The sequence below is a fragment of the Bradyrhizobium sp. USDA 4011 genome, from assembly GCF_054063415.1.
Map to the genome: position 1 here is coordinate 7,144,912 of NZ_JBSSGG010000001.1, position 15,505 is coordinate 7,160,416.

A 15,505-nucleotide genomic window follows, 5' to 3' on the forward strand; every position below is an offset into this window, starting at 1 on the left:
TGTGCTTGTCACCGATGAAACGGCGGGAAGAGCCCTGACGATCGATGATATCGTCGTCGGCGATGCTGTCGAGCAGCAGTTTGCATTTGATCGTGCAGCGCGCGACGCCTTTGCGATCGTTGCAAACGATCGTGCACCTGTTCACGACGACGAGCGGTTTGCTCACAGTAAGGGATTCGGCGGTCCTATCATTCAGGGGTTCTGCGTTGCTGCGCGCTTCTCTCGGCTGATTGGAATGTATCTCCCGGGGCAGCATGCAATTCTGCAAGGCGTCAATATCGCCTTCAGGCAACCTACGTATGAAGGGCAAGCTGTTCGTTTCCGAGTATGCGTAACGCGAGTCCTTCGACCCATGCGAGTCGTCAAGCTGAGTCTTCTGACGACATCAGATAGCGGCGAACATTTGGAAGGTGAGGCGCAATGTCTGATACGGTAGCGAGGAGCGCGTCGTCGGTCGCATGCCTGCTGGAGCGCTTGGAGAACCGACGAGACACGCCGGCATTGGCGATTGGCAAGTCAGAAATATCGACCGGTCAGTTGCTTGCGGCGATGTCGGCCTGGGAGGCGGATATCTTGTCGGCGGGTATCGCGCCCGGCGATATCTGCGCTTTCGAGGGGGAATATGGCCTCGAGTCGATAAGCTTGATCCTGGCGCTGTTGAAGCTCAAGATGGTCCTCGTTCCCTTCAGCCTCGGTGTCCGCGAGGAGCGTGGACGATTGTCGTTGCTCGCCAGAGTGAGGTGGTTTATCGATCCGCTCACAAGAGAAATTGCGCGACAGGGGGAGTTGGAGGGCAGTGATCACGCGCTGATTGAGGAACTCAGGACCCAGGAGCATCCGGGTCTTATCGTGTTTACGTCTGGATCGTCCGGAACTCCCAAGGCGATCCTTCACGATGTTGAGCGTGTCGCCTCGAAGTTTCTGAAGCCTCGCAAGGCTTGGCGCATGCTGTTGATGCTGCTGATCGATCATTTTGGGGGAGTAAACACACTTCTTGCCTGTCTGTTTGACGGTGGCGTGGGGATATGCGTGGACAACAGATCTCCAGAAGCAGTGTGTCGGGCAGTATCGGATGGGCGCGCCGAATTGCTGCCGACAACGCCAACGTTCCTGGGCGTGCTAATCGGCTCGGGTCTTTGGAGAAGGCACGATCTCTCTTCCATTCGTTTGATCACATACGGCGCAGAGCCGATGCCACCCTCAACACTTCGGCGAGTGAGAGAGGTTTTTCCAAATGCCGTTCTGAAGCAGACCTATGGCTTGTCCGAGCTCGGGGTCCTGCGCTCCTCGTCACCTGACCCTGAATCTCTATGGATAAGGATTGGAGGGGACGGGTTTGAGACGCGCGTGATCGATGGTGAACTCTACGTTCGATCAGCATCATCCATGCTCGGGTATTTGAACGCGCCGAGTCCGGTGAACTCCGATGGCTGGATGAGCACCGGCGATCTTGTCGAGGAAAACGACAGCGGATTGGTGCGCTTTATCGGTCGCAAAACCGAAGTTATCAATGTTGGTGGGCAGAAGGTCTTCCCGCTCGAAGTCGAAGACGTGATCCTCGAACTGGAGGACGTTGTAGAGGTAGCCGTTCATGGAGTGCCTCATACTCTACTTGGCAACGCGGTCGTTGCGCGCGTTGCACTTCAGCAGCCGGAAAACACGGGCGAAGCAATCCAGCGAATCCGCGATCACTGCCGAAGCCGTTTACAAAAATACAAAGTCCCGATCCGGTTTGAGATTGTCGACCATGCTTCATTGACGACGATGCGGTCGAAAAAGGCTCGGGCTCGCCCGATGCCCGAGAACTGATTTGGTCTGTACGAAAGTTTCCAGATGAAAGACAAGCGCAGTATTTTAGTAAGTGGCGGAAGTCGTGGCCTCGGCTTGGCGCTCGTGAAGAGCTTCCTGGCAGACGGGCATCGGGTCGCATCTTTCAGCCGCCGGAAATCGAGCGATGTTGCTGCGCTCCTCAATGACTATCCGGATCAGTTTGTCTTCTCTGAGTGCGATATGACGGAGACCGACCGGTTCAAGGAACTCATTCGGAACTTTGAAAAACGCATCGGACGGCTTTCAGGCCTGGTCAACAACGCAGGGATCGTGGCCGAGGAAATTCTGGCGCGGCAAGATGTCGGCGACATCGAAAGATTGCTGGCGGTCAATCTAGCGGGACCGTTGCACCTTACTCGCGCCGCGATCCGCGGCATGATGATCAATGGCGCCGGAGTAGTGGTGAATATTAGTTCGATCGTTAGCGTTAGTGGATACAAGGGGACGGTCGCCTATTCCGCCACAAAAGGCGGAATCAATGCAATGACGCGCGCCCTGGCCAGAGAGCTTGGTGGCCGGGGAATACGGGTCAACACCGTGGCGCCTGGCTATATGGAAACCGACCTTGTTGCCGACATGGATCCCTCGAAATTGAAGCAGATCGTGCGGCGAACTCCGCTGGGTAGAGCAGGGACGGTTGACGATGTTGTCGGGATCGTTCGCTTCTTGATGAGCGAAGAGGCGCGGTTCATCACCGGGCAGACAATCGTCGTCGACGGTGGCTTGACGGCCTGAGCAAGATGCAGACGCTCCTCTTTGAACCAGCAGCCGCTTTTCGGGGATCACGCGACTATGTGCACTCCACTGATATCTATGAAGAAATCTTGGCCGGTGCCCAATACCACGGCATCACCTTAGATTGTGGCCTCGACCTGAGAATTCTCCGTAAGATCTCCTGTCGTCCTGTCTATTACTTCGTAGGGAATGGAGACGTTGATGCGGCTGATGCTGCGGCTATTGCCGTGCTTCCAGGATCTCCCTGGCAGGTGAAGATCATCGAAACAACCGAGCCCGTTCTCACGCGGAAGAGCTACGATGAGCAGAAGATCTTCAACGCATCCAGGATTGCTGGAAACCGGATATCACTCGAGGAACCGGTTGGGATGAGACCTGTCGAGATTGCGACGGCTCTGTCGGTAAACTTTCACAGATCCGGCTTTCCGCCGGATTCCGGCACGCGCTGGCTCTTGGCGCGGCTGGAGTTGTCTAGACTGTTTCGAGACGAGGATTCTGCTGGTCTTGCTATCGAGCTTGAGCGCAGAGTCGGCAAGAAGATGACCCGATCGCGTATTGTCTCAGCAGACGGCGTGATCGGAGCCCTAACGTTCATCCTGGCATAGTGGTTGAAGATGCGTATCGTCGCAGTCCACCAGATGCTGCATTCAGCTGAGGCGCTCAATTGAATATCACCGAGCCAAGTTTTGACGAGAGCGAGATCGCCATCCTGCGTGAGTGTCTCAACTCGAAATGGGTTACCCAAGGCCCATTGACCGAGCGCTTTGAGAAGTTGATCGCAGCGAAGCATGAAGTAAAGCATGCGCTTGCGTGCACGTCGTGCACCGCCGCGTTGCATCTGGCGACCTTGGCGCTGAAGCTTGGACCGGGCGACGAAGTGATTGTCCCGGCCTTCACATGGGTGACGAGCGCGCACAGCGCCGAGTATGTCGGTGCGAAACCTGTCTTCGTCGACATTGATCTGTCGACGTTCAATATCGATCCAGGGCGGCTGGAGGCTGCGATTACACCACGCACGAAAGCGATCGTTGCGGTCCATCTGTTCGGTCTCGCTGCGCCAATGCATGAGATCAAGGCGATTGCGGAACCTCGAGGCATCGCCGTGATCGAGGACGCTGCGTGCGCGATCGGCACGACCTATAAGGGCAAGCCGGTTGGCGCGATTGGCGACATAGGCTGCTTTTCATTTCACCCGCGTAAGGCTGTCACAACGGGAGAGGGCGGTGCCGTAACCACCAACCGCGATGATCTTGCGGAACGCGTGCGATCGCAGCGCAACCACGGCGCGACAGGCGCTCCGGATCCGTCGATCGAGCCTCACGGCCCATGGACGATGGCGACGTTTGACAATCTCGGCTTCAACTTGCGCTTGTCTGATATCCAGGCGGCGGTCGGCGTGGCGCAAATGGGCAAGCTCGACCGGCTGCTGGCAGAACGCCGGCGTCTCGGGCGTCGCTATTCCGAGTTACTGGCAGGAAACAATTCGATTGCGCGACCGCTCGGCGGGGACGTCGATGGGCATGCATTTCAATCCTACGTTATCCGTATCGTTGACGGGCATCGCGAGCGCCGCAACGCGGTGATGGCGGCGCTGGCTGCCGCAGGAATTCAGACCCGACCGGGCACGCATGCGGTACATCGGCTCGGCTACTACAAGAACAAGTATGGCCTGCGCCCTGAGCAGTTTCCGAACGCGGCACTTGCGGAGGACACGACGATCACATTGCCTATCTTTCCGAACATGACGGAGGAGGATCAGCGCCTGGTGGTTGATTGCATCAATCGAGCCTGCGCCTGAGGCAAGTGCGGAGTCGCGTTGGTGTTCTCGAAGCTATTTCGGTCGGCTTACTGCCTATTTGAGGGGACGCGTTTTCCCAATCTGTCGCAATTTGCCCGAAAGAACCAAAATTTTGGAGCAGCTATTTCAGCGCTTTCTCCTGCGCAACGGAGAGGGCGCATAGATCGGGCGATCTTTGAAAACGTGAATCTGGCTGTTGCGGAGGGCAACTACGCACTCCTTGCCGCCCTGCTGGATGCGCTGCGACCATTTCTAAATCCCGATCAGTCATCCGAAGCGCATGATTTTTGGAGTGCGCTTGTGGCCGATTGTCGCGTGCTAGCTGAGGATCGATTGCTGAGGGGCGAGTTGAATTCGCTTTGGGGTGTTACGCCGATCGTCAGTCTGCGCGAGTGCGTTGCTGCAGACCGCGCCTTGGGCACGAACGCCCACTCGCTCGTGTTCACCACGTACCACACTTCCTCGAATTTTGATTTCGTATTATCGGAACTTCAAGAGCGCGTCATAGCCGAACGTGGCGAGGACTTGTACCGGTTTCGATGGCTCGTGCTGATCTGGGCCATCGCCAATTATGATATCTTTCATTTCTACAACGATCGCGGCATCGTCGAGCCGGCCGGCGGCTATGGAAGTCCCCGCTTTGGAATAGCGGTGCGCGAAATGGAAATATATCGCCGAGCTGGGAAGCGGCTCTACACCTATGCATATGGCGCCGACCACAGAATGCGCGAGCAAACCCTGGCTCTTGGCGAATGGAATTTCTGCTCCGAATGTCCTGATCCGGGCCTCTATTGCGTCTGCGACGATGCAGGCGGCGCTGCGATGCTGCGGGTCATCAGAGAGTACTCGACCGCCGTGATTGCGCACGGGCTAGCTATGAAGCTTATCCCGGGCGCTCGAAACGTGCCGTACCTGACGGTCGATGTTAGTGGATTGTCTCCCGGACAGCCGCAGGGCAGCAAGGATGGAAAGCTGGTTGTAGGCCACTTTCCAAATCACGCCTATTTTAAGGGGACGAAGTATCTCCAACGCGCAATCGACTCTCTGCAGGCGGAAGGACAGGCAGTCGAGCTTGTGCAACTGAGTGGAAAGCCGCGCAATGAGATACTGGAGGCGATGCAGAAGGTCGACCTTCTCGTAGATCAGCTCATAAGCGGAGCTTTCGGCCTAACTGCCGTTGAAGCAATGGCATTAGGCTGTCCCGTCGTCTGCTATTTGCACGATGGAGTAGCGGTGGCTGATCGTGAAGCCTGCCCGGTAATTGAAGCAAACCCAGACACGATAGAGGAAGTGTTGCGTCAGCTGATTTCGGACCGCACGCGGCTTTCGGAGGCCAGGGCCGCCGGTCCTCGATATGTCAGGCAGAACTACTCGGTTGAAGCGCTCGGCAGACACTTGGCGGATCTGTATGTGGCGACTGCAGACTTGCCAGAGCGGCTAAAAACAAGGATCGCCGAAAGCGCCAGGTCGCTAAACTCGTGATGCCGTCAAAGCAGTCGCTGCTCGGGAACTCGAATTGGCCCGCGACTAGTGCACGGAGCGCCTAAACCGGTGTCAATTCCCGCCGCGGAGGTCGGCCTTAAGAGCGATCTGAGTCAATCCGGCTCAACGTTGGCGATTGAGGCTGAAACTGCGCATGCGTTGCGTATGATCGGCGACTTCCGTCGAAGAATGGGCCGGCCGCTTCGCGTTCTTCACATCGGCAACATAGCCAACAATGCCTACAACAACGCCCGCATTCAGCGGAAGTACGGCATCGAAGCGGACGTGTTGTGTTACAACTACTACCACATCATGGGGTGTCCCGAGTGGGAGGATGGCGCGCTGCAAGAGGGATCCTCGGCGCTTGGCGAGGATCATTTCAGGCCGGATTGGTGGGCGACAAGCCTGAAAGGATGGAAGCGGCCCCGGTGGTTTGTTCAGGGCCCATCCGCGCTTTGCATTGATTACCTTCGCGCCCGGAACGCAGGTTGGAGAACGACGGCGTATTTGAAATGGTTGGAACTGGAGTTGGCAGCCCTTCAGGATGCTCGTTCCGGCGAAAATGCGTGCTCCCCCGCTAAAAATGTTCCCCGGCGTCTGAGTTTCCTGCTTTGGCCGGTGAGCTTGTACAGAATATGGCTTGGAACGTTCGTGGCAAATGGCGTGCTCGGACGCGAATGCAACGCTGGTCGCTTCGAGGTTTGGTTGGACCGAATCTCGGCAGCTGCATGGTTGGTACTTGCCCGCAGAGGTCCGGAAGCTGATGTCGAGGCTCGCGCCGCACTCAGCAGGTTGCGGGAAGAAGTTCGCCGGCTGCGCGCTCGTGGAATGCAAGAGGCGTCGTCTTCGCTTGCGCGCTCGCTGGTCCACCGCTTCCTGACGCTCGTTGCGCTCCTGGAGCAGGCGACGCTCAAGCGTATTCGGGTCTCGAAGCCAGGCTGCGTGGCGCGATCGATGTCCGAACCGGTAACGCGAGCAAGGGAAATTGAGACGTTGCGGGATGAAATCAGGAAGGATCCCGCCGAACTCGACGGTCAATCCCTCAGGTATCGCGAGGAGTATGTGACGCAGCATCCAAAGGACTTCGAGGCCATCCTCCCGCACTATGACATCATTCAGGGATATGCCATCGACGGCCTGATACCGATGATGAACGGCGTCAAGAATTTCTGCTGCTACGAGCACGGAACGTTGCGCGAAATTCCGTTCGAGAACAACCTGATCGGGGTGATCTGCCGGATCTCGTTTCAGCGCGCGCCCGCAGTGTTCGTAACCAATTCGGACGTGCTGCCTTCGGTCGAGCGGTTGGGACTGAAGAAGGATAGGGTGTTCTACCTTCCACACGCGTTCGATAATCACAAGTTGCGCGCGTTCCGCGGGGCGCACCCTGAATTGAACCCTCCGACAAGCGGGCCTGTCATTTTCTTTAGTCCCTCCCGTCACCATTGGAAGCGGGGAAATTCATCCTGGCTAAAGGGCAACGACGTGATCATCCGCGCTGCGGCCGAAGTCGCGCGTGAGACGAGAAACTTCAAGCTTGTATTCGTCGAGTGGGGCCAAGAGGTCGCAGACAGCAAGGATTTGATCGAGGAATTAGGCCTCTCCGAGTTGGTCGAATGGATCCCGACCATGTCCAAACGAGAGCTGTGGCAGCGCTACTGCTCATCGCATGCGGTGGTTGACCAATTCGTTGTTGCAGCGCTCGGCGGCGTTGGGTTTGAGACAATGGCGTTGGGCGTCCGGTTGATTTCCGCCATCGACGAGCAACAGACGGCCTTGTTCTTCGGCCAAGAGCCGCCGCTGCTTGCGGCCGGTAACGTCGCTGAATGCGCCGCGCGAATGTGGGAGGTCATCCAGGATCCTCTTGATACCCAAGGCCGGGGTCAAGCTGCTTCTCAATGGATGTCGACTTTCCATTCCGCGGAAAGAATTGTTGCTCTTCAGTGCAAGGCGTATAGCAATTTGCTGATGGGGCAGTGGTAGTGGTGTTTCCTGTCACGTCGACGCTGGTCTCCTAGGTTGCCATAGAACGATGCTCAAGCGGATCTCATCTTTCATCAAGAACTATCCTCCTCTTTTTCACGCGTTGCGGCCGGTATTCTATTTCCTTTTCGGGCTTTGGAATGCGTCGATCTCATGGCTTGGGATTCGCCGCGCGCGGTTACGGCTTGGGATTCGCCGCGCGCGGTTGGCACAAGCTCGGGTCCCGATGATATCTGCTGCGGGTGACGCCAAGTCTGGAAGTAGGCGGATTGGGAGATCCGCCTCAGGTCGCGAAGTGGTGATGCTTGTCGTCTCCGATCTGCGTGTGGACCCAAGAGTTGAAAGAGAAGCTCGTGCGCTTGGCGCCGCCGGGTACGACGTGACAGTGATCTGTCCGGAGCCCTCGGAGGGGGCTGGGGCATCCTTCAATATCGATTGGGGACCGCGCGTTCATATCGAATACGTCGATTGGACGGCGGCGACGTTCATGAGCGAGCAGCCGGGTTATCTTGCGGATCAGCTTTACTCGGAAGCGGTGAAGAGAACGCCATTTGCCTTCCATGCGCATGATCTCTCCACGGCGTACGCCGCGATGGCGGCCGCAAGGTACCGAGGTGCTCACCTGGTGGTCGACTTCCACGAGTGGTTTTCGGAAAATGTTCATTGGAATACAAAACAGTCTGCCTGGGTGCCATATCCATCCGAGTGGAAGCGGGCGCTTCAGGAGTTGGAAGTTCGTTGTCTTAACGAGGCATCCGCTACCATCACCGTGTGTGATTCGATTGCTGACGCAATGAAGGCGGAACTCGGCGGTACCCGTCCCCTCGTGGTCCGTAACATTCCCGATATCGCGGTCACGCCGTCGCGCGAGTATCCCCCGCTGAAGCAGCAATTGGGGCTGCCGGACTCGACGTTCGTTCTGCTGTGGCAGGGAGGGACCGGTCCGACGCGCCTGATCGAGCCAATCATTGAATCCCTTGCCTATGCTCCGGATTGTACTTTCGTCGTTCGAGGTCCTTCTCTGGAACTGTTCGGACCCGACTATCTGGCACTGGCGCGGCGCATCGGCGTGGAGGACAGGGTTGTGCTTGCGCCACCGGTTCCATCGAAGGACGTTGTCGCGGCCGCCCGAGGGGCGGACGCGGGGATTTGGACGTTGCCGGCTTTGTGTCGCAACTTCACCTTTGCGCTTCCCAACAAGATTTTCGAATATATGGCAGCCGATCTTCCCGTCCTGGTTGCGCATTATCCGGAAGCGAAGCGCCTTGTGCTCGACAACGAGGTCGGGTTGACGTTTGATCCCTACGATCCGCGTTCCATCGCGGAATCGATAAACCGCCTGACACAAGACGAACATCTGCGAGCGACCTTCGCCGCCAGCACGCGAAAGGCTCTCGCGACGCTGGATGCAAAGTCGGAGTGGCAGAAGGTCGTTTCGCTCTACGACGGTCTAAGAAAACCCCGGACCTACGGATCCATGCAATGAGAGATCGACTGAGATCGCTCGCGCGGTTGGCGTTGCCGCGGAGCGTTCGAAGACGGATGCTCTCATTGTGGTCGATTGCGAAATCGCCAGATCGGGCGGCAATAGTCCGCTACAAGCTGCTGGTACTCAAGCAAAGGCTTTTGAGCCTGGTCGGGCGCTGCGCCACCGCACTCTCGCGCGGCATTCTCAAGCTCGCGATTTACATCGCTCCAGGATTTGGAGCCGTACGGCTGCGGCGCGGACAACCCAGGAGCTTGTGGGGCGTAACTCCGATTTTGACGCTGGAGCTCAAAGCGAGGGCCGATCGGGCGCTTGGCCTTCGATCAACTTCGCTCGTCTACGTAACCTACGTCATAACGTCACGCTTCGATCTAGATCTCCATCGCCCGTACGTTCTGGCGCTCAGGTATGGCTTCGGACCTGCGTTCCAGCGTTTGGTGCTCGCGTGGGCCCTGGTTCGGTATGATGTGTTTCACTTCTTCGCCGACCGCGGGTTGCTTGATTCGACGGAGCGCTTGCAGATCAATTCCGAGGAGCTTGCCGCTCTGCGGCGGGCCGGCAAGCGGGTCTATATCTATGCGTATGGGGCCGATGTTCGAACCAGGCTTGCGACTCTGGCCCTCGGTAAATGGAATTTCTGCGTCGACTGCAAGGAGCCACCAAAATACTGCACGTGTCACGACGCAGAGGCACAACACTATGTTTCCGAATTGAGCAAATCCGTGACGGCGCTGGTCTCGCTCGGCGACATGCTGACCTACATGCCTGCGGCAAGACATATCAACTACTGGCCGTTGGATCTGGATCGGTTCAGTGTGGTTCTCCCGGATACGCCGCCATCCGGTCCTCTTCGTATCGCTCATGCGCCAAATCACACGCACTTCAAGGGCTCAAAATACCTGGAGCGGACGATAGACAGGCTGAAAGCGCAGGGATACGACATCGAATATTGCAAGGTACAAGGCGTTCCCAACAGTGAGGTTCTCGCGCTTTTCGCCCAATCCGACATCGTGGCGGATCAGTTTATCGGCGGTGCTTGCGGCTACACCGCGCTCGAGGCGATGGCGCTCGGCAAGCCGGTCCTGAGCTTCGTTAGAAGTGCGGATCTCGTCGAAGCGCCGGAGGAATGCCCGATCATCAACGCAACTCCGGATGAACTTGAGCAGGCATTGCTGTGGGTCATCCGTAATCGGGATAGCCTTCGCACGATAGGCGAGCAGGGCCGGCGCTACGTCGAACGATGGCACGGCATATCGGCGATCGCTGCGCGGCTTGGACAGCTTTATCGAGAGACTGCAAACTTTCCACCGAATGTCGTCGATCGCATTCGGCACGCGCAGGAACAAGAGGAAGCCCGACGCAACGCTATTCCTGTCGCCAGCAATTGGCAGCACCCGTTCCAGATCGCGAGGCACCCTGCTTCAGAAGGTCTCGGTGAGCTCGCCAGGACCACATTTTGATGATCGGACGGCAAGGGTATTTCCGGTGACATCGGTCGACACGTCCAGCGCAACCGTGTCTTCGCTTCGGCCACAGCTAGCTGGCTTCGATTGGCATCGGCGTTTCCAGGAACAGCATGGGCGAGCGCTGCGCGTACTGCACCTCGGCAACATCGCGAACAACGCGTTCAACAATGCCAGGATCCAGCGCCAGCACGGCGTCGACGCTTACGTCATCGCCTACGAGAACTACCACATCATGGCTTCCCCGGAATGGGAGGAGGCGACGTTCGAGGGAGACCTCGGAGATCCATTCTTTCCGGATTGGACCAGGGTCGATCTCGGAGGCTACCAGCGACCCAAATGGTTTGCCTCTGGACCTCTGAATTTATGTTGCTCGATGATTGCCGCTGAGGTTGGCGGGCAGCCGGACCTCGCCGAGGAATTCCGACGTTCGCTGGATCGAGCCCGGCAGTCGGTGTGTTCGCAGAGAGCGTCTGCCCGCGTGATCCGTCTTGGCCAGAAGATAAGACGGAGGATTCGTCGATCCCCCGCAATGGCGCGCGACATCTTCATGCGACGCGTTCTGGCAAGGGATGATCCGGAGCAGCAGCGGCTTGTTGATGTCTGGCGGCAAGGGCGTGCGCCGGGTTCTCCGCCAAGCGCCGCGGACTTTGGCAGCTACCGGGCGCGGCTCGCGCCGCTCATGGGCCTGCTGGACCGATTTGACGTCATCCAGGCCTACGCAACCGATGGTGCCTGGCCGCTGCTCGCGCAGCGCCCCTATTTCGGATATGAGCATGGAACGTTGAGAGCAATCCCGTTTCAGGACGACGGCCTCGGGCGGCTCACCGCCACAGTGTTCCTCGGGGCCGACCACGTCTTCGTCACCAACATCGATTGCGTGCCTGCCGCCCGACGGCTTGGCGTGCCGCCGGATCGGATTACGCCGCTTCCGCATGCGTTCGACGATACGAAGCTCGTTGAATTCGGGGCGAGGAATAGCTCGATAAGGCCGCCCGACGACCGCGTCGTCGTTTTTCATCCGACCCGCCAAGACTGGCGGGACCCGGACCCCAGCCTGGTGAAGGGTAATGACCGGCTGATCCGTGCCTTCGCGCGCGTTGCGCAGCAAGCCCCTGCGCTGCGACTTGCGATGATCGCCTGGGGCCGCGACCTTGACGCCTCGCGGGATCTCATAAGAAGTCTGGGGCTCGATGACAAGGTGCAGTGGCTTGCGCCCATGCGCAAACGAGAGTTGTGGAGGACGTATCTCCGCAGCCACGCGGTGCTGGATCAGTTCGTTCTTCCATCATTCGGTGGAATTACCTTTGAGGCCCTGGCGCTTGGCAGGCGCGTGATCACGAACGTGGATCCGGGTACGGCCAGGGAGTTCTTTTCCGAAGCGCCTCCCATCCTGTCAGCATCGACCGAGAGTGAGATCGCCGAGGCGCTTCGCAAGATCGTCGCGGATCGGGACGACCGGCGTGGACTCGGCGCTGCCGGAGCAGCCTGGATCCAGAAATATCATTCCGCGGCGAGAATCGTCGAGTTGCAGTTGGCAGCGTATCGACGGCACATCGAATCCGTTCGGGCCTGAACCACCATCGCGATGCATGGCAGCGACGCGCACAGATCGTCACATTCGCTCAGCAAGATGAAAATCCTTCACGGCCCCTTCAATATCGGTAATCAGCCCTGGTCACTCTCGCGTGCCGAGCGCCGGCGCGGAAACAGGAGCGACCTGGTCATTCGTAGCGGGACCTGGTTTCGATACCCGGCCGACAAGGTTCTGTACGATGACACGGCAAGTAACTTTCAGAAAGTGGCCCGAAGCGCGTGGTTCGGATTGTCCGCGCTCCTGCGCTACGATGTGCTCCACTACTATTTTGGAACAACGTTCCTGTATCCAGGCTATGCGTTCGAGGGCGTAGGTCGGATGGGGCCGCTGCTGAATCGGCTCGTGACGATCGATCTCAAGCTGGCCAAGGGGTTGGGCAAGAAGCGGTTCATGACCCTGCAGGGATGCGACGCAAGACTTGCGGGCAAGGGCAATCGGCGAAACGAGTGGACCATGTGCGCCAGCGGGCGTTGCTCCGCCTATGAGGCTTGCGTCACGTCGCTCGATGCGCGCCGGTCCCGCCTGATCGATCGCGTGCTTCCGCTGTTTGACCGCGTATTCTATCTCAATCCGGAACTGGGGCACGTCGTCCCGGGAGGGCAGTTCCTGCCTTACGCCAACGTGGAGATCAGTCATTTCTCGCCCGAGTATCCCCGCGCTGAAGGCAAGCCGAGAATTGTCCACGCGCCGAGCGATGCAAGTATCAAGGGCACTCAGATGATACTCGATGCGTTGGAGCGTCTGAAGTCCCGGTTCGACTTCGAGCTCATCCTGGTTGAAAAGAAAACGCATGAGGAGGCGATGGCCATTTACAGGTCCGCCGATCTTGCCATTGACCAGGTGCTTGCGGGTTGGTACGGCGGCTTTGCCGTCGAGATGATGGCGATAGGAAAGCCGGTGGTATGCTACGTCAGGGAAAGCGACCTGCAGTTCGTCCCGCCGGCCATGCGGGATGATCTTGCGATCCTGAACGTCGATCCCGGACGGCTCACGGAAGATCTTGCGGCTATTCTCGAGCGTCGCGCCGAGTGGACTGAGCTGGGGAAGCGGGCGCGTCGCTATGTCGAGCGATGGCATGATCCTGATCATATTGCCGGGGCGATGATCGCAGCCTATCGCAGCCCCGACAGTAAGTTCGTGCTGGCGCCGGCGGGCGCCGAGGTCGAGTAGATTCAGATGTGTGGCATTGCTGGCATTCTGCATTTTGGCGCCTGTCCGGACGTGAACGCCCGGATTCGGAAGATGGCGGCCAGTATCGAGCATCGCGGGCCTGATGACGGTGGATTCCATTTGTCGCCAGATGTCGCATTGGGCTTCCGCCGGCTTGCGATCGTCGACCTCGCCACCGGCAACCAGCCAATGTGCAACGAAGATGCAACCGTATGGGTGGTCTTCAATGGAGAGATCTACAATCACCGCGAACTGAGAAAAGAGCTTGAGGCCGCCGGGCATGTTTTTGCGACCGACCATTCGGACACCGAGGTTCTGGTCCACGGCTGGGAGCAGTGGAAGGACAGGTTGTTCAACAAGCTGAACGGCATGTTCGCCTGCGCCATCTGGGACGAAAGCCAGCGTGAGCTGGTGATCGCCCGCGACCGATACGGGATCAAGCCGGTCTACGTCGCGGAGTTGCCGGGCAAAGGTCTCGTGTTTGGCTCGGAAGTGCGTGCGCTGTACGCCAGCGGATTGGTAAACAAGCAGTTCGATGCGTCAGCGACGTTGGAGTACTTCACGCTGATGAACAATTGGGGAGGGCGCACGCCGTTCCGGGGCGTCCGTCTTCTCAAGCCTGGTACGTTCGAACGATTTACGGCGAATGGGAGTTCGAGCGGCACCTATTGGGCTGCCTCTTACCATCGCAAATACGCGCCTGGTCTGGCGCGGGCTTCAGGCGAATTCGGCGAAATATTGCAGGCGGCGTTGCGCAGGCAGTTGGCTGCGGATGTGCCGGTCATGGCCTATCTGTCGGGCGGCATCGACAGTTCGGCGATCACGGCAGGTGCGCACCAGATCGATCCGGTCGTCCGCGCGTATTCGTGCATCTTCGATCTTGAGAATGTCGGTGTCGACAAATTCGTCGACGAACGCGAGTTCTCCCGGGAGGTCGCAAAGCAGCTCGACATCGAACGTGTCGAGCTCATGGTGCCGCAGGATGCCTTGGCTCGCCATCTCGATGCGACGGTTGGCGCGATTGAATATCCTCGCATGGGAATGGCCTATGTGAACTATCTGATCGCGCAACGCGTCGCTCAGGACGCCAAGGTCGTGCTGTCGGGTACGGGCGGCGACGAAGTCACTGGAGGATATGTCGGCAGATACGCCATTGTGCCGAGGGCGGCTCCGGCCTCCCTGATGCAGCGTGTCATGCAGCGGTTTCGCGCCGCGGCGGGAGATCCGGCGGCCTCGCGGGATCCGTTTGCGCTCTACCGGGCAAGCCTTAACGTCCCGGTATCGGCCGACAAGATCGGCGATGCCTTTACGCCGGAATTTCTGCGGGCCGCAGGTGGTTTCGATCCGCTCGCTGCGATCGGAGATGCGATCGGGTCGGTTCCGTCGCGGGATCCCTGGGACGCCGTCATGCACGTCGACCTGACCACCTATCTTCCGGGTCTTTTGTCGCTGGAAGACAAGCTGTCCATGGCGCATTCCCTTGAGACCAGGGTGCCGCTTCTGGATAACGAACTGGTCGACTATCTGCTCGGCGTGGATTGGGGCCTGCTGTCCGACGGCACCACGGGCAAGATCCTGTTTCGCGAAGCTGTCCGGCCGCTGGTCCCCGACACGATTTACCGGAAACCGAAGATGGGATTTGGCCCTCCGGACGCGTCTTGGTACAGAGGAATTCTGCGCTCATGGATCGAGGAGCAACTCTCGGAATCCCGCATTAGGCAGCGAGGCGTATTCCAACACGACTTCGTACGTCGCATTCTGGACGAGCATTTCGAGCAAAAAGCAAACCATGTCGCGTTGATCTGGTGTTTGCTCAGCTTTGAGTCCTGGTGCAAGCAACATGGTGCCTATGGCGGCGCCCTCCATTAGTTGCAGTTGTAGGAGCTAGTTTTATGCGAACCGTTGCGTCTTCACGTCTCCGCCCGAACGGAATGGAGCTTCAGCTTGAGGCTTTCACGCAA

12 protein-coding genes are annotated in these 15,505 nt (G+C 58.4%); all 12 read left to right on the forward strand.

Annotated features, from left to right (window positions below):
• Nucleotide 1: 1 nt before the first annotated feature.
• The 12 genes from ACVW1C_RS33670 to asnB all read left to right on the forward strand — a co-directional run bounded on the left by ACVW1C_RS33670 (nt 2) and on the right by asnB (nt 15,413).
• The gene (locus tag ACVW1C_RS33670) at nt 2-436 is read left to right on the forward strand and encodes a MaoC/PaaZ C-terminal domain-containing protein (RefSeq protein ID WP_456761948.1); all 435 of its coding nucleotides are present in this window, start codon (nt 2-4) and stop codon (nt 434-436) included.
• Nucleotides 421-1,809: an ANL family adenylate-forming protein gene (locus tag ACVW1C_RS33675; RefSeq protein ID WP_456761949.1), complete on the forward strand. Its 1,389-nt coding sequence runs from the start codon at nt 421-423 to the stop codon at nt 1,807-1,809. Before ACVW1C_RS33670 ends, ACVW1C_RS33675 begins: the two co-directional genes overlap by 16 nt.
• Before the next feature lie 24 nt (nt 1,810-1,833).
• The gene (locus tag ACVW1C_RS33680; RefSeq protein WP_456761950.1) at nt 1,834-2,565 is read left to right on the forward strand and encodes an SDR family NAD(P)-dependent oxidoreductase; all 732 of its coding nucleotides are present in this window, start codon (nt 1,834-1,836) and stop codon (nt 2,563-2,565) included.
• A 5-nt stretch (nt 2,566-2,570) separates the two neighbouring features.
• Nucleotides 2,571-3,170 (forward strand): hypothetical protein, encoded by a 600-nt coding sequence (locus ACVW1C_RS33685; RefSeq protein WP_456761951.1) that lies wholly within the window; start codon nt 2,571-2,573, stop codon nt 3,168-3,170.
• A 59-nt stretch (nt 3,171-3,229) separates the two neighbouring features.
• Nucleotides 3,230-4,363 carry a DegT/DnrJ/EryC1/StrS family aminotransferase gene (locus ACVW1C_RS33690; protein ID WP_456761952.1) on the forward strand — a complete coding sequence of 378 codons (1,134 nt, stop codon included), beginning with the start codon at nt 3,230-3,232 and terminating at the stop codon, nt 4,361-4,363.
• A 21-nt stretch (nt 4,364-4,384) separates the two neighbouring features.
• Complete coding sequence (locus ACVW1C_RS33695; protein ID WP_456761953.1) at nt 4,385-5,845, forward strand: glycosyltransferase; 1,461 nt, start codon at nt 4,385-4,387, stop codon at nt 5,843-5,845.
• A 69-nt stretch (nt 5,846-5,914) separates the two neighbouring features.
• The gene (locus ACVW1C_RS33700) at nt 5,915-7,828 is read left to right on the forward strand and encodes a glycosyltransferase (protein ID WP_456761954.1); all 1,914 of its coding nucleotides are present in this window, start codon (nt 5,915-5,917) and stop codon (nt 7,826-7,828) included.
• Nucleotides 7,829-8,129: 301 nt separating this feature from the next.
• The gene (locus tag ACVW1C_RS33705) at nt 8,130-9,314 is read left to right on the forward strand and encodes a glycosyltransferase family 4 protein (protein ID WP_456761955.1); all 1,185 of its coding nucleotides are present in this window, start codon (nt 8,130-8,132) and stop codon (nt 9,312-9,314) included.
• Between the two features lie 65 nt (nt 9,315-9,379).
• Entirely contained in the window at nt 9,380-10,774 is a 1,395-nt protein-coding gene (locus ACVW1C_RS33710) for a glycosyltransferase (RefSeq protein ID WP_456761956.1), read from the forward strand.
• Between the two features lie 25 nt (nt 10,775-10,799).
• The gene (locus ACVW1C_RS33715) at nt 10,800-12,353 is read left to right on the forward strand and encodes a glycosyltransferase family 4 protein (protein WP_456761957.1); all 1,554 of its coding nucleotides are present in this window, start codon (nt 10,800-10,802) and stop codon (nt 12,351-12,353) included.
• Between the two features lie 57 nt (nt 12,354-12,410).
• Complete coding sequence (locus ACVW1C_RS33720) at nt 12,411-13,544, forward strand: hypothetical protein (protein WP_456761958.1); 1,134 nt, start codon at nt 12,411-12,413, stop codon at nt 13,542-13,544.
• A 6-nt stretch (nt 13,545-13,550) separates the two neighbouring features.
• Nucleotides 13,551-15,413 (forward strand): asparagine synthase (glutamine-hydrolyzing), encoded by a 1,863-nt coding sequence (gene asnB / locus ACVW1C_RS33725; RefSeq protein WP_456761959.1) that lies wholly within the window; start codon nt 13,551-13,553, stop codon nt 15,411-15,413.
• Nucleotides 15,414-15,505: the final 92 nt, after the last annotated feature.